Origin of the sequence: Achromobacter insolitus (genome assembly GCF_002209555.1) — a bacterium.
In the GTDB taxonomy this organism is placed as follows: Bacteria; Pseudomonadota; Gammaproteobacteria; order Burkholderiales; family Burkholderiaceae_B; genus Achromobacter; species Achromobacter insolitus.
On sequence record NZ_NJIF01000001.1, the window covers coordinates 999,436 to 1,015,658 of the forward strand.

A 16,223-nucleotide genomic window follows, 5' to 3' on the forward strand; every position below is an offset into this window, starting at 1 on the left:
GCACGCCTGCGCGGGGCGCCCTAGGGCGTTTCGGACAGCGGCAGCCTGACCCGCACGCACAGCCCGCCGGACGCCGCCTCGAGGAGCTCCAGCGAACCGCCATGCGCGCGCGCGATGGCCTCGGCCAGCGCAAGGCCCAATCCCACGCTGCCGGTGCGCGTACGCGCGTCGTCCAGGCGGCTGAACGGGCGCAATGCCTCCAGGCGCCGTTCCGGCACGATGCCCGGGCCATGGTCGGCCACGTCCAGCACCGCATGCCGTCCCTCGTGCCGCAGACTGACCTCGACTGGCGGGGCGCCATGGTTCAAGGCATTGCCGATCAGGTTATCCAGCAAGCGGCCCAGCGCCACCGCGTCCGCCTGGACCACCAGGGCTGCGGCGTCATCGCCGGATCCCAGGCTGATGTCGGTGCCGGCCCCCTGCCATGCGCCCACGCGCTCGGTCAGCCAATCGGAAAGATTCATGGAGGCGTAGCGGTAGGCGGCAGGATCGGTACCGCGCACGAAGCCGATGAACTGATCAACCATGTGCTGCATATCCTGCAGGTCCGCGCGCAGCCCTTCCTTCAGCTTGGAATCATCCGCCAACTCGATCCGCAGCCACATCCGCGACAGCGGCCCCTTCAAGTCGTGCGGCAGGCCCGACAGCAGGGTGCGGCGCACCGAGTCGGATTCCGACAGCGCGTCCAACATGGCGTTGAAGCGTTCGCCCAGCACCCGGGTCTCATGTGGCCCCGAGGGTTCGACCCGCTGAGGTTGCCCGGCGGCCAGGCGGTCGGCCGCATCGGCCAGCCGGGTAATGGGACGCGTGATGTGCCATGAAAAGCCCACCGCCAGCAATAGCAGCAAGCCCAGGCCGCCCAGCCAGGCGGCGATGAACGGCGTGGCAACCGGCGGATCCAGGCGCTCCAGCGGGATGACCAGCCACTCGCGCAAGCGCGGCACGTCTTCGCTGGCGGAATTGGGCGCCAGCGAAATGAAGATCTCCGGCGTGGGACCGCGAGACAGCGCCACCCGCGTGCCATCGTTCAGGCGTTCATTGAGCTGCTGGACCAGCACCCGCAGATCGCGGCGGATGTCGTCCGGTTCGGGTTGGTAGCGGCGGCCGTGTTCCTCGCGGTCGCGGGCTCGCTCGCCTTCGCGCGCGCTCGCGCGCTCATCGCGTCCATTTCCGTGATCGTCGTCGCGCACTTCCGGCGGGGGTGGTGCCGGCGGACCGTGGATCTGCGTTTCCGACGCGGGCGGCGGCGGGGGCCGCGGAGCCGCCTTGGGCGGAGGACGGCGGCCATTGAAGCGCTGCAGCTTGGCCTCGGCCGGCAGCACCCGCGACCAAAGCCGCCATTGGTTCTGCGAGGCCGTGCGCACAAACTCCGCACGTTCTTCCGCAGGCACCTGCGACACGGCGGCGCGCAGCGTGCGGATGGTCGTGACGATGTAGCCGATGGCTACGTCTTCCATGAACTTGTGCCGAAAGTACGACACCGTCACCAAGGTGGCCGCCTGCGTCAGCAGGACCGAGCCCAGGATCAGCAGGATCAGCCTTGCCCGCAGCGATCGCGGTACCAGAAAACCGGGGGAAAGACGCATCAGGGCGAGAACCGGTAGCCGATGCCCCAGACGGTCTGGATCCAGCGCGGCTGCTTGGGATCGTCTTCGATGACCCGGCGCAGGCGCAGGATGGCGATGTCGATGGCGCGGTCATTGCGCTCGCCCGCATCGTCGTCGCGCGCCAGCGCCAGCAGGCGTTCGCGCGACAGCGGCTTGCCGGCGTTGCGCACCAGCGCCTCGAGCAGGTTGATCTCGCCTCCGGTCAGCTTGACCACCGTGCCATCGCGCGACAGTTGGCGGGTGGAGGGATCGAAAATGAAGGGACCGAACGCGACCGGCGCGTCCTTGGTCAGCGCGGAGGGACCGCGCTTGCGGCGCAGCACGGCCTCGATGCGGGCCAGCAGCTCGCGCGGGTCGAACGGCTTGCCGACGTAATCGTCCGCGCCGGCTTCCAGGCCGATGATGCGGTCTACCGCTTCGTCGCGCGCCGTCAACAGGATGACGGGGATGTCCTCGCCCTGCTCACGCAGGCGGCGGCAGGCGTCCGCACCATCGCCGCCCGGCAACATGCGGTCCAGCACCAGGAGGTCGGGCGCGTAGCGGGTAATGCGGGACGACAGGTCGGTGGCGTCCGGCGCCAGCAGCGTGTCGTAGCCGTGGCGGTTGAGGTAGTCGGCCAGCAATTGCCGTAAGGCGGGGTCGTCGTCGACGACCAGCAGCTTGGTGTGGGGATTGTCCATGGATGCCATAGTGCGGCCCGTCGCGCCCTGCCGCAAGAGGCAGGAAATCAACTGAAATATACCTGTTGCACGATGTTGGACCCGTTTTCCAGCGCTTTCCGGCCAGGGCCCGCCGCCCGCGCCGCGTGGCTCTAAAATGGAAGCCGCCCCGTCTTCTGTCCGAGTTGCTAAAAATCGTTTACAGGCAAGGCGGCGCTCCCTTTCTACACTGTGTCTATGATCGCCCTTGCAATCATCTGGCGAAACCGGCTGTTGCGCGCCGCGCTGGCGGCGGCCCTGGCCTGCCCGCTCGCCCCGGCCGTGGGCGACCCACTTGCTACGTCCCCATATATGCCAGCTTTGTCCGCGGGGCGCGGCATCGGGGTGCTGTCCTCGGTCCAGCCCATTCCCGTGCGCCCTGCCCCGTCCATGGAATCGCGCGCGGTGCCACTGGACCCGGCCCCCTGCGAGATGCAGACCATGGAACCGGCGTTGGATACCAGCGTGCGCGGCACGGGCGCGAGTGAAGCCGACCTGATCCCCGGCACCGGCCTGGGCCTGTCGGGCGACGCCCAGCCCGCCCCGGTACCGCTGGATTGCGGCGTGCTCGCGACGCCCGAGGAACCCACGCCCGATTACGTTTTCGCCCTCCAGGACGGCGACCTGCCCCGCGTGCCGGTGGTCGTGATTTCTGGCGTGTCGCGCGCTTCGCGGCCCTGGTTCGCCTCGGCCAGCAGCCAGGAAGGCCTGCGCTACGGCGGCAACCGCAACTGGGTCTATCGCAACACTTCGGGTCCGTCCGTCGCCGTCGGCAATGTCGACGCCCGGGCCCCGGCCTGGGGCAGCAGCGCGCCAGTGGGCGGCCTGCAGATCTCGAACTGGGCCGGATCCGGCGCCACCGCCCCCGAAGGCAGCTTCGGCTATTCGTCATCGCTCGGCAGGCTGAACCGCATGGATCCCGCCGCCAGTTCCGGAGCCGTGGACTACGGCGAGGCGGTGGGCAGCGGCAGCGTGCGTTACGGGCTGACTCCGGCGCTGACGCTGGAAGGCCAGATGCAGAGCGCGCCTTCGCTCACCACACGCGGCATGGGCACCACCTATGCCGCCGGCGAGTACGGCACGTTCCGGGCGGGCGCCACGCAAAGTTCGTTCGACGCCGCCAGCGCGTGGCGTTATCGCTTCGACTACAACGTGGACGTGGCCGACAGCGTGAACCTGGGCTACTCCAACGAGCAGGTCGGGGCGGGTTATGGCGACCTGTCCAGCTACTCGGGCGGCGCGGCCTCGACGGCGCATACCCGCAACACGCTGTCGGCCGGCGTCCCCATCACCGGCTGGGGCGTGCTCAGCGGCACCTACTCGGGCCTGCGCGAGGGCTCGGAGCTGGCCGAGCAGCGCGTTGGCCTGTCCCACAGCATGTTCGTCGCACCCAAGGTCAAGCTGGCGGTGGGCGCCGACCGCGACATCCTCTCGGGCAATTATGAATGGCGCGCCAACCTCAGCATGCCGGTGGATACGTTCATGCGCGGGACCTGGCTGAGCTGGTAGGCGCACTGCGGCAAGGACGGAAATCTCCCCTCGGAAGGGGCCGGCCAAAATTGCGGCTTAAAATCCCTGCCATGATGCTCCCGGCCTACCCCCATGTCTGACGCGCGCGCCCTCGGCGTGTTGCAGCGCGTTTTCGGTTACGAATCCTTCCGCGGCGACCAGCAAGCCATTGTCGAACAGGTGATCGACGGCGGCGACGCGCTGGTCCTCATGCCCACTGGCGGCGGCAAGTCGCTCTGTTACCAGATCCCGTCGCTCGTCCGCGAAGGCACCGGCATCGTCGTGTCGCCGCTCATCGCGCTGATGCAGGACCAAGTCGACGCCCTGACCGAACTGGGCGTGCGCGCGGCCTTCCTGAACTCGACGCAGGAGTGGCGCGTTGCCCGCGACGTAGAGCAGGCTTTCCTGGCTGGCGAGCTGGACCTGCTGTATGTCGCGCCCGAACGCCTGTTGACCGACCGCTGCCTGCAGCTGCTCGAACGCGGCCGTATCGCACTGTTCGCTATCGACGAGGCGCACTGCGTGTCCCAATGGGGCCATGACTTCCGTCCCGAATACCTGGGGCTGTCGATGCTGCACGAGCGCTGGCCAGACGTGCCGCGCATTGCGCTGACGGCGACCGCCACCGCCGATACCCGCCGCGAGATCGCCCAACGCCTGTCGCTGGACGACGCGCGCCACTTCGTTTCCAGCTTCGACCGTCCCAATATCCGCTATCGCATCATCGAAAAGAACGAGGTGCGCAAGCAGTTGCTGGAGATGATCCAGGCCGAGCACGAAGGCGAATCGGGCGTGGTGTATTGCCTGTCGCGAGCCCGCGTGGAAGAAACCGCGGAGTTCCTGTGCAACCAGGGCATCGACGCCATGCCCTATCACGCGGGCCTCAGCGCGCAGGTGCGCGCCGCCAACCAGGCGCGCTTCCTGCGCGAGGACGGCGTGGTCATGGTCGCCACCATCGCGTTCGGCATGGGCATCGACAAGCCCGACGTGCGCTTCGTGGCGCACATAGATCTGCCCAAGTCCGTGGAAGGCTATTACCAGGAAACCGGTCGCGCCGGCCGTGACGGACTGCCGGCCACTGCCTGGCTGGCCTACGGACTGCAAGACGTGGTGCAGCAGCGCCGCATGATCGACGAATCCCCGGGCGAAGAGTCCTACCGGCGGCGCCTGGGCCAGCAGCTGGATGCCATGCTGGGTCTGTGCGAAACCGTGGAATGCCGCCGCGTGCGCCTGTTGGCCTACTTCGGCCAGCAGATCACGGCCTGCGGCAATTGCGACGTCTGCCTGGATCCGCCCCAGGCCTGGGATGGCACGGTCGCCGCGCAGAAAGTGCTGTCCGCCGTCTATCGCCTGTGGAAAGAACGCGGCCAGCGCTACGGCGCGGGCCACATCATCGACATCCTGCGCGGCAAGGTCACCGACCGCACCAAACAGCACGGCCACGACACGCTCAGCGTGTTCGGCGTAGGGGCGGACCTGAGCGACACCGCGTGGCGCGGCGTGCTGCGCCAATTGCTGGCGCAAGGCTTGCTGACGGTGGACCACGAAGGCTATGGCACCCTGGCCCTGACCGAAGGCAGCCGGGCCGTGCTCAAGGGCGAGCGTCAATTGATGCTGCGCCGGGAATCCGAGAAAAAGCCGCGCTCTGGCAAGAGCGGCACCGGTCGTCCCAAAGCGGCGACGATCGACCTGCCGGCCGAACTGCAGCCCGTGTTCGAGGCCTTGCGCGCCTGGCGCGGCGAGGTCGCCAAGAGCCATGGCGTGCCCGCATACGTCATTTTCCATGACGCCACGCTGCGCGAGATTGCGCTGGCCCAGCCCGAATCAATGGACGAGCTGAGCCACATCAGCGGCGTGGGTGCACGCAAGCTGGAAGCGTACGGCGAAGAAATCCTGCAGCGCGTGAGCAAGCCGGCCTTGTGATGGCTGCCCTTCGGGGCAGCCACGGCCAAATCAGCCCGGTGGCGGCAGCAGCGGCACCGGGGCGCGCTCCTTGCCGAACACCGAGCGGTAGGCCAGGATGTTGAACACCAGCACCACTGGAATGCCCACGACGGCGCCTGCCAACACCAGACGCATGGAGCCCAGCGCGCCCGCGCCGTCCCACAAGGTCATGTCGTCCAGGATCAGGTAGGGAAACAGGCTGTAGGCCAGCCCGCTAAGCATCAGCAGGAACAGGGCTACGCACAGCACGAAGGGCAGCCAGCTGAAGCGGTCGGCCTTCCCGGGCAAGCGGGCCAGCAGCATTTCAGCCGCCACGAAGCCCGCCAGCATCATGACCCAGACCGTGGCGGCCAGGCTCAGGTGGGCGATGTTGCTCCATTTGTAGAAAATGCCTGCGTTGGCCAGGCCCAGCGTAACGGCGATCGCCACCATGCCCACCGCCGTCCAGCGGATGGCATGGCGGGCCCAGTTTGCGGCGCGGCGCTGCAAATCGCCGTCCACTCGCATGACAAGCCAGGATGCGCCCAGCAATACATAGGCGGCCACCGCGCACAAGCCCACGAACATGGAGAACCAGCCATAGCCGGCGTCGGACTGGTAGCCGGTCGCGATGCGGCCCAGCAGCATGCCCTGGCCAAAAGCGGTGATCAGCGACCCTGCCCAGAAACCGAAGATCCAGCGCGGCTTCATTTCGTTGCGCGCGCGAATGCGGAATTCGAAGGACACGCTGCGCAGCACCACGCCCAGCACCATGCAAGTCAGCGGCCCGTAAAGCTTGCCCAGCACCGCGCCCCAGGCGAAGGGGAACGCGGCCGCGAACAGCCCCATGCCCAGCAGCAGCCAGAATTCGTTGGCGTCGCGCCATGGGCTCAGCAGGCTCATCATGCGGCCGCGCTCGTGTTCGGGCGCCAGTTGCAGCAGGATCCCGACGCCAAGGTCGAAACCGTCCAGCACCATGCCCGCGGCAATCACCACGAACAGCAGCGCCATGAAGGCCAGCGGCATCCAGAATGAAGGATCGTCGGGATTGAGGCCTTGGGAGGCGGCGAGCATGGCGATCATGGCGTACCTCCGCCCAGTTTGCGCACAGGCACGACGCCGTAGCGCGCCGCGTGGAACAGCATGCCGACGAACGCCGCGAGCAGCAGCACGTACAGCACGCCGTAGCCGATCAGGCCGTACAGCACGGTGCTGGAAGCCACGATGCCCAGCACTTCGGATTGCGTGATGGTGCCGTTCACCGCGAACGGCTGCAGGCCGAGTATGGACACCCACCACCCGGCCACGACGGCGATGGCACCCGAAAACATCATGCCGCACAGGACCCGCTGCCACCAATGCGGCAATGTGGACGGGTCCAAGCCGCGCCGGAAGGTCCACAGAAAGGTCACGCAGGCCACGGCCAGCATCAACAGCCCCAGGCCGGCCGCCACGCGCAGCGACCAGAATGTCAGCGCCACGGGGGGCAACATGCCGGAATACTTGTCCAGGCCGCGGTAGGTACCGTCCTGGTTGCGGTGCAGCCACATGCCGCCCATGTTGCGCAGGGTGAGGTCGGCCACATTCGTATGGGAGCGCGCGTCGGGCCATGCAAACAGCACCAGTTGCGGTTCGGTGCCGCTTTCCCAGTAGCCCGCGGCGGCGGCGGCCTTGGCGGGCTGCAGCTTGGCGATCATCTGGCCGGCGCCGGTGGCGACCGGCAATTGCATGAAGGCCGCTACGACCGCCACCACCAGGGCGGTCTTGAACGCATTGCGCTCGCCATCGCCCAAGGGGCGCCGCAAGGCCTGCAACGCTGTCACGCCCATCATCAGGAACGAGGCGGCCAGGGCCGCGCCCACCACCACCACCGCCATGCGCCAGCCCACCGACGGATTCAGCACCACGGCCATCCAGTCATAGACCTGGTAGCGTCCATCCACCAGCAGCGCGCCGTCCGGCGTCTGCATCCAGGATTGCAATGCCAGCACCCAGAACACCGCCACCAGCTGCCCCACCGCCACCATCAGCACGGCCAGCGTATGGGCGCCGTCCGACACGCGGCGCTGGCCGAACAGCATGACGCCGAGAAAACAGGACTTAAGGATGAAGACCGAGAGAATGCCGTAGCCGAGCAAGGGACCGGCGACATTGCCGATCTTGTCCATGAGGCCCGCCCACAGGCTGCCCAGCTGGATCAGCACGGGCACGCTGGCCGCGAGAGTCAGCACGAAGGCCAGGGCGAATATCCGCACCCAGAAGCGGTAGGCGGCTGTCCAGCCGCCGTGGCCCGACCAGCGCGCCCGGATCTTGAAGAACAGCAGCACCCAGGCAAGCGCCAGGGAGAAGGCCAGGAAAAACGCCAGGAAGCTCAGACTGGCCACGAACTGCGCGCGGGCCAGGGATAACGTGGATATGTCCATGATGGCCCGTAGTGTAGAGCCAGTTACATGACCGTGGGGACAGTTTGAAACCGGTTGCGCCGGCCGCTAAAAGGCCTCGCCTGCGGAACGTGGCAAAATTGACTCTTTGTCGCTGCTTTTTCCTATTCTTTCAAGAATGACCTCCGCCACGACGCCGACCCCTGCCGCATCCAATTTCCTGCTCAACATCGTTCAAGACGACCTCGAAGCCCAGCGCTTCGCAGGCAAGCGTTGGGCGGGCAAGCCTGGCCCGGCGGCCCTGCAACAACAAGGCGGAATGGATCCGGCCCGCATCCGCACGCGCTTTCCGCCGGAGCCCAATGGCTACCTGCACCTCGGCCACGCCAAGAGCATCTGCGTGAACTTTGGGCTGGCGCGCGACTTCGGCGGCGTCTGCCACCTGCGCTTTGACGACACCAATCCGGAAAAGGAAGACCAGGAATACGTCGACGCCATCATCGAGGCCGTGCACTGGCTGGGCTTCGACTGGAAGGCCGACGGCAATGACAACCTGTACTTCGCCAGCGACTACTTCGGCTACATGTACGAGTTCGCCGAGGCGCTGGTCGAGGCCGGCCACGCCTACGTGGACGAACAAAGCCCCGAAGAAATCCGCGCCAACCGCGGCACGCTGACGGAACCCGGCACCGACTCGCCCTGGCGCAACCGCCCCGCCGCCGAGTCGTTGACGCTGCTGCGCGAAATGCGCGACGGCAAGCATCCCGACGGCAGCCTGGTGCTGCGCGCGAAGATCAACATGGCTTCGCCCAACATCAACCTGCGCGACCCGGTCATGTACCGCGTGCGCCATGCCCACCACCACCGCACCGGCGACCAGTGGTGCATTTACCCGATGTACAGCTGGGCGCACCCGGTCGAAGACGCGCTCGAAGGCATCACGCACAGTGTCTGCACGCTGGAATTCGAAGACCAGCGCCCGTTCTACGACTGGATCCTGGCGCGCCTGGCCGAACTCGGCAAGCTGGCCCAGCCGCTGCCGCACCAGTATGAATTCGCCCGCCTGAACGTCAGCTACGTCGTCACCAGCAAGCGCAAGCTGCTGCAGCTGGTGCGCGAAGGCCACGTGGACGGCTGGGACGATCCCCGCATGCCGACCATCTTCGGCCTGCGCCGGCGCGGCTACACGCCCTCTTCGATCCGACTGTTCTGCGACCGCACCGCCGTGTCCAAGTCCGATTCCCGCATCGACTACAGCCTGCTCGAGCAGGCGGTGCGCGACGACCTGGACCCCGTCGCGCCGCGCTCGGTGGCCGTGCTGGATCCGCTCAAGCTGGTCATCACCAACTACCCGGAAGGCCAGACCGAGATCTGCACCGCGCCGCGCAACCCGCACAACCCCGAAGCCGGCGTGCGCGAGTTCCCGCTGTCGCGCGAGCTCTGGATCGAACGCGACGACTTCCGCGAAGAAGCGCCCAAGAAATACTTCCGCCTCTTCCCGGGCAACACCGTGCGCCTGAAATACGGCTACGTGGTCCGCTGCACCGGTTTCACCAAGAACGAGGCCGGCGAGGTCGTCGAGGTCCAGGCCGAATACCTGCCGGAAACCAAGAGCGGCACGCCCGGCGCCGACAGCGTCAAGGTCAAGGGCAACATCACCTGGGTCAGCGCGGCCCACGCGGTGCCCGCCCAGATCCACCTGTACGACCGCCTGTTCGCCGACCCGCGTCCCGACGGCGGCGACAAGGACTTCCTGGCCTGCCTGAACCCGAACTCCAAGCAGACCGTCACGGCCTGGCTGGAACCCGGCACCGTGGCCACGCCGGGCGCCACCTGGCAGTTCGAACGCCTGGGCTACTTCACGGCCGACCTGAAGGAATCCACCGCGGAGAGCCCGGTGCTCAACCGCATCGTGACCCTGCGCGACTCCTGGGCGCAAGGCTGACGCGCCGCGTCCGCATTGCAGGGAAAAGGCGCCGAAAGGCGCCTTTTTCTTTGGGTCCGCCCCCTGCGCATGCCGCCCCTGGGCGGGTTATCATCCCCCGAACCCCGCAGCCGGTCGAGCGCGCCGTTTCCGGCGCCCCAGACCGCCAGCCACAATCAAGATGAACACTGAATCCCTAGCCCTGGACTTCAAAAGCGCCACCCTCTATGCCATCCGGGTGGTCCTGCACAGCGCCGATCCCGAACGCCTGACCGCCGCCCTGGCCAAGCGCATGGCCGATGCCGGCAGCTTCTTCGAAAACGAACCCGTGGTCATCGACGCCAGCCGCGTCGAGGAAAAAATCGATTGGACCGCCCTGGTGGCGGCATTGCGCGGCCACAACCTGCCCCCCATCGGCGTGGTGGCGGAAGGCGCCAACCTGGAAGCCGCTCGCGCGGCCGGCCTGACGCCGGTGGAACTGTCCACGCCCGCGGCCCGGCCCGCGCCGGTGATCGACACCGCGCCGCCCAACGACGTGTCCACGCCGGTACCCTCGGTGCCCGCCGCCGCGGTCGAGACCGCGCCCGCGCCCACTGAAGTCTCCACCGAACCTGAAACGCCCGCCGCGGATACGCCCGCCGACAAGCCCGCGGCCGAGCCGCTGCCGGCGCGCGCGGCGAGCAGCACCACCTCTGCCCCCAGCCCCACGCCTGCCGCCCCGCACTCGTCGTCGGCGCTGGTCATCACCAAGCCGCTACGCTCCGGCCAGCGCGTCTATGCGCGCCACACGGACCTGGTGGTAATCGGCATGGTGAGCCAGGGCGCGGAAGTCATCGCGGACGGCAACGTCCACGTCTACGGCCCGCTGCGCGGCAAGGCCATGGCAGGCGCCCGCGGCGACACTTCCGCGCGCATTTTCACGACGCACCTGGATGCCGAGCTGCTGGCCGTGGCCGGCGTGTACCGCGTGGTCGAGGACAAGCTGGACCGCACGCTGCAAAATCAGCCCGCGCTGGTCCGCCTGGACGGCGATACGCTGCGCATCGAGGCGCTCAAGGCCTGAATGGGTTGTGTGCCCCCACGCTGCACCCGCTTGCGCGGGCTTGCTGCCCCCGAGAGGTGCTCTTGCCTTGAGGCGGCCCAAAGATTTCAACACATCCTGTAAGAAGCCTTACAAGGGCTTTTTGCTTTACGATAACGCGATTTATTCGAACATAAGGGTTTGATCGTCATGACACGCATTGTTGTGGTGACTTCCGGCAAAGGCGGCGTGGGCAAAACCACGACCAGCGCCAGTTTTTCTGCAGGACTCGCGATGCGGGGCCACAAGACCGCTGTCATCGACTTCGATGTCGGCCTGCGCAACCTCGACCTGATCATGGGCTGCGAACGCCGCGTGGTGTATGACTTCGTCAACGTGATCCAGGGCGAAGCGACGCTCAACCAGGCGCTCATCAAGGACAAGCAGCTCGAAAACCTGTTCATCCTGCCCGCCTCGCAAACGCGCGACAAGGATGCGCTGACGCAAGAAGGCGTGGAAAAGGTCATCAACGACCTCAAGGGCATGGGCTTTGACTACATCGTCTGCGACTCGCCCGCCGGCATCGAGACGGGCGCGCTGATGGCCGCCTACTTTGCCGACGACGCGCTGGTGGTGACCAACCCGGAAGTCTCGTCGGTGCGCGACTCCGACCGCATTCTGGGCATCCTGGCCGCCAAGTCCAAGCGCGCCGTCGAAGGCGACGAACCGGTCAAGGAATACCTGCTGCTCACGCGCTACAGCCCCAAGCGCGTTGTCGACGGCGAAATGCTGTCGCTGGGCGACATCGAGGACATCCTGCGCATCAAGCTGATCGGCGTGATCCCCGAGTCGGAAGCGGTGCTGCAGGCGTCGAACCAGGGCCTGCCGGCCATCCACCTGAGAGATACCGACGTGTCTGAAGCGTACAAGGACGTCGTGGCCCGTTACCTGGGCGAAGACAAGGCCCTGCGCTTTACCGATTACGAAAAGCCCGGTTTCCTGAAACGCCTGTTCGGAGGCAAGTAAGCAATGTCCTTCCTGTCGTTTCTGCTCGGTCAAAAGAAAACTTCCGCATCCGTCGCCAAGGAACGGTTGCAGATCATCCTGGCCCACGAGCGGGGCCGCGGCGATTCGCCCGATTACCTGCCGCAGTTGCAGCAGGAACTTATCGCCGTCATTTCCAAGTACGTGAAGATCAACCCCGAGGACATCAAGGTGCACCTGGAACGCCAGGACACGCTCGAGGTCCTGGAGGTAAAGATCGAGATGCCGCAGAACGAGACCTGATGCGGCTGTGCGCGCCATGGCCAAGAAGAATGCCCCTGCGGGGGCATTCTTGTTTTGCAGGGCCACGGCCCAAAAAAAATGCCCGGCATTGCCGGGCATTTGCCTTTTGGGGCGGAAGCTTAACGCTTGCCGACCTGATCGCCGATGACACCGCCGATCGCCGCTCCGCCCACTGTTCCGAGGATGCCGCCATTGGTGATCACGGCGCCTGCCACGCCGCCCAACGCAGCGCCGCCCACTGCGCTCTTTTGACGATGGCTCATGCCATCCCAGGAAGAGCAGCCAGCCATGGCGGCGGTCATCGCCAGCGCAACACAGATTTTGGAGAGAGATGCGATTTTCATATTTGTGGTTCCTATTCTCGTACCCGGGGCCGCGCATGAAACTGGATGCGAGCACGCGGCGCCCATAAGGGCCTGGAACCTTCAGGATCGCAAAATATCGTTGCCCTGGCTGTTAGGTTTGCCCATGAATTGTGTCAAAGGGCGAGAGGATCTTTGCACCCCCCAGGGACTTTGTTGCAACGGGTCCGCGCTATTTGACCAGACGTAACACCTCGCGGAAGCGCGGGTGTTCGCAAGTACGCATCCATTCAAATATCGCCATTTCGGACGTGACGATTTCAGCGCCGTGCGCACGCGCGCGGCGCAGCGCCGCATGATGATCCGCAGGCTTGCGGGATCCCGTTGCATCCGACACCAGCACGGCGTGGTAACCCAGATCGATCAAGCCGATCACTGTCTGCAGCACGCAAATGTGCGCCTCGCAGCCCGCCACCAGAATGGTTTTGCGCGCCGCAGGAAGCCACGCTTCGAATCCCGGCTCCAGCGCCGAAGAGAAGTGCATTTTCTGGAAGGTCGTCTGGACCTGCTCGCGCAAGGGCTCCACGGTGGCGCCCAGCATCTTGGCGTGATGCTCGGTGGCGGCCACCGGCACATCCAGCAAGCGCGCAGCCTGCCCCAGCTTGTGCGCGGCCTGGAGCACGGCTTCGTTGTCGTGGATGACGGGCATCAAGCGACCCTGCATGTCGACGATCAACAGGGTGGAATCGGAAGCGGACAGCAGCATGGCATGGAACTCCTGGTAGAAGTCCCTAGCATACCTCCGGCAAAAAAAATCCCGGCGCAGGGCCGGGATTCCTTCAGGCGCTGATTACTTCAGGGCCTTGTAGCGCAGGCGCTTGGGCTTGGCGCCCTCTTCGCCCAGGCGGCGCTTCTTGTCGGCCTCGTATTCCTGGTAGTTGCCGTCAAAGAAGACGACTTGCGAGTCTCCTTCGAAAGCCAGGATATGGGTAGCGATACGGTCCAGGAACCAGCGATCGTGGCTGATGACCATGACGCTGCCGGGGAACTCCAGCAGCCCGTCTTCCAGGGCGCGCAGCGTTTCGACGTCGAGGTCGTTGGACGGTTCGTCCAGCAGCAGGACGTTGCCGCCGGCGATCAGCGTCTTGGCCATGTGCAGGCGGCCGCGTTCGCCGCCCGACAACTGGCCCACGACCTTGTTCTGGTCGCCGCCCTTGAAGTTGAAACGCCCCAGATAGGCGCGCGACGACATTTCGAACTTGCCCACGGTGAGCAGGTCCGCGCCATCGGCCACTGCGTCGAACACGGTCTTCTTGTCTTCCAGCGCGTCGCGCGACTGGTCCACGTAGGCCAGCTTCACGGTCTGGCCGATCTTGACCTCGCCTGAATCCGGCTGCTCGCGGCCCGCGATCATGCGGAACAGCGTCGACTTACCGGCGCCGTTGGCGCCGATGATGCCGACGATGGCGCCCGGCGGTACCTTGAAGCTGAGGTTGTCGATCAGCAGGCGGTCGCCATAGGCCTTGCTGACGTTGTTGAATTCGATGACCTCGTTGCCCAGGCGCTCGCCCACGGGAATGAAGATTTCCTGGGTTTCATTGCGCTTCTGGTATTCGTAGGACGACAGTTCCTCGAAGCGGGCCAGACGCGCCTTGGCCTTGGCCTGACGGCCCTTCGGGTTCTGGCGCACCCACTCCAGTTCCTTCTTGATGGTCTTCTGGCGGGCGGATTCCGAGGCCTCTTCCTGCTTCAGGCGGTCTTCCTTCTGCTCCAGCCACGAGCTGTAGTTGCCCTTCCAGGGAATGCCGTAGCCGCGGTCGAGTTCGAGGATCCATTCAGCCGCGTTGTCCAGGAAGTAGCGATCGTGAGTCACGCCCACCACGGTGCCGGGGAACTTGTGCAGGAACTGCTCAAGCCATTCCACGCTTTCGGCGTCCAGGTGGTTGGTGGGCTCGTCCAGCAGCAGCATGTCGGGCTTGGACAGCAGCAGGCGGCACAGCGCCACGCGGCGCTTTTCACCGCCGGAGAGCTTGCCGACGATGGCATCCCAGGGCGGCAGGCGCAAAGCATCGGCGGCAATTTCCATCTGGTGCTCGATATCGTCCGCGCCGCTGGATGCGGCGGCGGCAATGATGGCTTCCAGTTCGGCCTGCTCGGCGGCAAGCGCGTCGAAATCGGCGTCCGGTTCGGCATAGGCCGCGTAGACTTCGTCCAGGCGCTTCTTTGCGGTGACCACCGCGCCCAGGCCTTCTTCGACAGCTTGGCGCACCGTGTGCTCGGGATTGAGCTGCGGTTCCTGCGGCAGGTAGCCGATGTTCAGGCCCGGCATGGGGATGGCTTCACCTTCGATTTCGCGATCGACGCCGGCCATGATCTTCAGCAGCGTCGACTTGCCCGAGCCGTTCAGGCCCAGCACGCCGATCTTGGCGCCAGGAAAAAACGAAAGCGAGATGTCGCGCAGGATCTGCCGCTTGGGCGGCACGATCTTGCCGACGCGATTCATGGTGTAGACGTATTGGGCCATGGGCTCGTATGAGAGATATAGCTGATAAACCGCTGATTGTAGGCCGGAACCCTGACCGGCGTATGTCCGAGGCCGAATAGCCCGCGCGCGCGTGCCGCCCGGGGTTTCAGGCTGCCTTGGGCCGCGCCGGCCTGGCGCCGGAACGCATCTGCGCCAACATGACGCCAGCCAGCGCCATCGCGCCGCCAACGATATGGAAGAGGTGCGGCTTTTCGTCCAGGAAAACGGCCGCGATCGCCACCGTGGCCACCGGCATGATGTTCAGGAAAATGCTGGCGCGGTTGGGCCCCAGGTGCTTGACGCCCTGCATCCACAGAAAGGGCGCGAAAAGCGAGGGGAACACCGCCGCATACAGCACCAGCGGGAGGTTGTCGCCATTGAGCGGTGACGGCGGCGCCAACAGGAAGGCCGGCAGCTGGAACAACACGCCGAAAGCCACCTGCACATACAGCGATTGCCATGGCCCCACCGGCAGCGCCCAGCGGCGCAACAGTACGCCGTACAGCGCATAAGCCAGCGCGCCCACGCCCATCAGCAGGTCGCCGCGATTGGCGCCCACCTCCAGCAGGCGGGCGGGATCGCCCTCCCCGATCAGCAGGGCCAGGCCCGCCAGCGACAACAGGCCGCCCAGCATCGCCGTGGCCGAAGGCAGTTCACGCAGCAACACCGCCACGATTGCGATGGTCATCAGCGGAATCATCGCGGTGATGATGCCCATATTGGTCGCCGTGGTGTTGGCGGCGGCCACGTAGGCCAAACCTTGATAGAGGGCCATGCCCAGCCCGCCCAGCACCGCCAGCTTGGGCAGGTTGGGCAGGATCTGGCGGCGTTGCGCCCAGACGCCCGGCAGCGCGAAGGGCGTCAGGACGACGCCGGCCAGCGCCCATCGGTAGAAGCCGATGGCGGCCGGCGCGATGGCGCTGGCCGCCATCTTGGTGACGATCATGTTGACCGACCAGATCAGGGCCGCCAGCAGCGGAAACAACAGATAACGGGCGGGAACATGCGGGGAGGAAACACGCGTCATAGGGGATACAGCACAGGTGT

Annotated in this window: 14 protein-coding genes; 6 read left to right on the forward strand and 8 right to left on the reverse strand. The window is 66.0% G+C overall.

From position 1 onward, the window contains the following. Window positions 1-20: 20 nt before the first annotated feature. Window positions 21-1,586: a sensor histidine kinase gene (locus tag CEY08_RS04525; RefSeq protein WP_063960014.1), complete on the reverse strand. Its 1,566-nt coding sequence runs from the start codon at window positions 1,584-1,586 to the stop codon at window positions 21-23. After that, a complete protein-coding gene (locus CEY08_RS04530) occupies window positions 1,586-2,287 on the reverse strand; it encodes a response regulator (protein ID WP_042797571.1) in 702 nt (233 codons plus the stop codon). The genes CEY08_RS04525 and CEY08_RS04530 overlap by 1 nt, the downstream gene beginning before the upstream one ends. A 216-nt stretch (window positions 2,288-2,503) precedes the next feature. Between CEY08_RS04530 and CEY08_RS04535 the strand changes: the two genes are divergently transcribed. Together CEY08_RS04535 and recQ are read left to right on the forward strand one after the other, a co-directional pair. After that, on the forward strand, window positions 2,504-3,814 hold the full coding sequence (locus CEY08_RS04535) for a fimbrial protein (RefSeq protein ID WP_084738622.1): 1,311 nt from the start codon (window positions 2,504-2,506) through the stop codon (window positions 3,812-3,814). 93 nt (window positions 3,815-3,907) lie between these two features. Next, window positions 3,908-5,737, forward strand: coding sequence for a DNA helicase RecQ (gene recQ / locus CEY08_RS04540; protein ID WP_076816129.1), 1,830 nt, complete (start codon window positions 3,908-3,910; stop codon window positions 5,735-5,737). Window positions 5,738-5,767: 30 nt separating this feature from the next. On the opposite strand, the gene CEY08_RS04545 is transcribed toward recQ, so the two are convergent. Both CEY08_RS04545 and CEY08_RS04550 read right to left on the reverse strand, forming a co-directional pair. Further along, window positions 5,768-6,820: a cytochrome d ubiquinol oxidase subunit II gene (locus CEY08_RS04545; protein ID WP_042796535.1), complete on the reverse strand. Its 1,053-nt coding sequence runs from the start codon at window positions 6,818-6,820 to the stop codon at window positions 5,768-5,770. Then, window positions 6,817-8,160, reverse strand: coding sequence for a cytochrome ubiquinol oxidase subunit I (locus CEY08_RS04550; protein WP_042796534.1), 1,344 nt, complete (start codon window positions 8,158-8,160; stop codon window positions 6,817-6,819). Before CEY08_RS04550 ends, CEY08_RS04545 begins: the two co-directional genes overlap by 4 nt. Window positions 8,161-8,296: 136 nt before the next feature. Between CEY08_RS04550 and CEY08_RS04555 the strand changes: the two genes are divergently transcribed. The 4 genes from CEY08_RS04555 to minE all read left to right on the forward strand — a co-directional run bounded on the left by CEY08_RS04555 (window position 8,297) and on the right by minE (window position 12,350). Further along, window positions 8,297-10,063 (forward strand): glutamine--tRNA ligase/YqeY domain fusion protein, encoded by a 1,767-nt coding sequence (locus tag CEY08_RS04555; protein WP_076816132.1) that lies wholly within the window; start codon window positions 8,297-8,299, stop codon window positions 10,061-10,063. 160 nt (window positions 10,064-10,223) lie between these two features. Next, window positions 10,224-11,105, forward strand: coding sequence for a septum site-determining protein MinC (gene minC / locus CEY08_RS04560; RefSeq protein ID WP_076816134.1), 882 nt, complete (start codon window positions 10,224-10,226; stop codon window positions 11,103-11,105). Between the two features lie 168 nt (window positions 11,106-11,273). Then, entirely contained in the window at window positions 11,274-12,089 is an 816-nt protein-coding gene (gene minD, locus CEY08_RS04565; protein ID WP_041652327.1) for a septum site-determining protein MinD, read from the forward strand. Between the two features lie 3 nt (window positions 12,090-12,092). Next, complete coding sequence (minE, locus tag CEY08_RS04570) at window positions 12,093-12,350, forward strand: cell division topological specificity factor MinE (RefSeq protein WP_006217654.1); 258 nt, start codon at window positions 12,093-12,095, stop codon at window positions 12,348-12,350. Window positions 12,351-12,469: 119 nt separating this feature from the next. Here the strand turns inward: minE and CEY08_RS04575 are convergent, their stop codons facing one another. The 4 genes from CEY08_RS04575 to CEY08_RS04590 all read right to left on the reverse strand — a co-directional run bounded on the left by CEY08_RS04575 (window position 12,470) and on the right by CEY08_RS04590 (window position 16,203). Then, on the reverse strand, window positions 12,470-12,694 hold the full coding sequence (locus CEY08_RS04575; RefSeq protein WP_042796532.1) for a YMGG-like glycine zipper-containing protein: 225 nt from the start codon (window positions 12,692-12,694) through the stop codon (window positions 12,470-12,472). A 190-nt stretch (window positions 12,695-12,884) separates the two neighbouring features. After that, entirely contained in the window at window positions 12,885-13,418 is a 534-nt protein-coding gene (locus CEY08_RS04580; RefSeq protein ID WP_076816136.1) for an isochorismatase family protein, read from the reverse strand. An 84-nt stretch (window positions 13,419-13,502) separates the two neighbouring features. Next, complete coding sequence (gene ettA / locus CEY08_RS04585; protein ID WP_076816139.1) at window positions 13,503-15,176, reverse strand: energy-dependent translational throttle protein EttA; 1,674 nt, start codon at window positions 15,174-15,176, stop codon at window positions 13,503-13,505. A gap of 106 nt (window positions 15,177-15,282) precedes the next feature. Then, on the reverse strand, window positions 15,283-16,203 hold the full coding sequence (locus CEY08_RS04590; protein WP_084738623.1) for a DMT family transporter: 921 nt from the start codon (window positions 16,201-16,203) through the stop codon (window positions 15,283-15,285). Window positions 16,204-16,223 lie beyond the last annotated feature (20 nt).

Excerpts from the sequence above, each read along its gene's own strand:
- CEY08_RS04525 (WP_063960014.1), bottom strand. The coding sequence starts at position 1,586 with ATGCGTCTTTCCCCCGGTTTTCTGGTACCGCGATCGCTGCGGGCAAGG.
- CEY08_RS04530 (WP_042797571.1), bottom strand. The coding sequence starts at position 2,287 with ATGGACAATCCCCACACCAAGCTGCTGGTCGTCGACGACGACCCCGCC.
- CEY08_RS04535 (WP_084738622.1), top strand. The coding sequence starts at position 2,504 with ATGATCGCCCTTGCAATCATCTGGCGAAACCGGCTGTTGCGCGCCGCG.
- recQ (WP_076816129.1), top strand. The coding sequence starts at position 3,908 with ATGTCTGACGCGCGCGCCCTCGGCGTGTTGCAGCGCGTTTTCGGTTAC.
- CEY08_RS04545 (WP_042796535.1), bottom strand. The coding sequence starts at position 6,820 with ATGATCGCCATGCTCGCCGCCTCCCAAGGCCTCAATCCCGACGATCCT.
- CEY08_RS04550 (WP_042796534.1), bottom strand. The coding sequence starts at position 8,160 with ATGGACATATCCACGTTATCCCTGGCCCGCGCGCAGTTCGTGGCCAGT.
- CEY08_RS04555 (WP_076816132.1), top strand. The coding sequence starts at position 8,297 with ATGACCTCCGCCACGACGCCGACCCCTGCCGCATCCAATTTCCTGCTC.
- minC (WP_076816134.1), top strand. The coding sequence starts at position 10,224 with ATGAACACTGAATCCCTAGCCCTGGACTTCAAAAGCGCCACCCTCTAT.
- minD (WP_041652327.1), top strand. The coding sequence starts at position 11,274 with ATGACACGCATTGTTGTGGTGACTTCCGGCAAAGGCGGCGTGGGCAAA.
- minE (WP_006217654.1), top strand. The coding sequence starts at position 12,093 with ATGTCCTTCCTGTCGTTTCTGCTCGGTCAAAAGAAAACTTCCGCATCC.
- CEY08_RS04575 (WP_042796532.1), bottom strand. The coding sequence starts at position 12,694 with ATGAAAATCGCATCTCTCTCCAAAATCTGTGTTGCGCTGGCGATGACC.
- CEY08_RS04580 (WP_076816136.1), bottom strand. The coding sequence starts at position 13,418 with ATGCTGCTGTCCGCTTCCGATTCCACCCTGTTGATCGTCGACATGCAG.
- ettA (WP_076816139.1), bottom strand. The coding sequence starts at position 15,176 with ATGGCCCAATACGTCTACACCATGAATCGCGTCGGCAAGATCGTGCCG.
- CEY08_RS04590 (WP_084738623.1), bottom strand. The coding sequence starts at position 16,203 with ATGACGCGTGTTTCCTCCCCGCATGTTCCCGCCCGTTATCTGTTGTTT.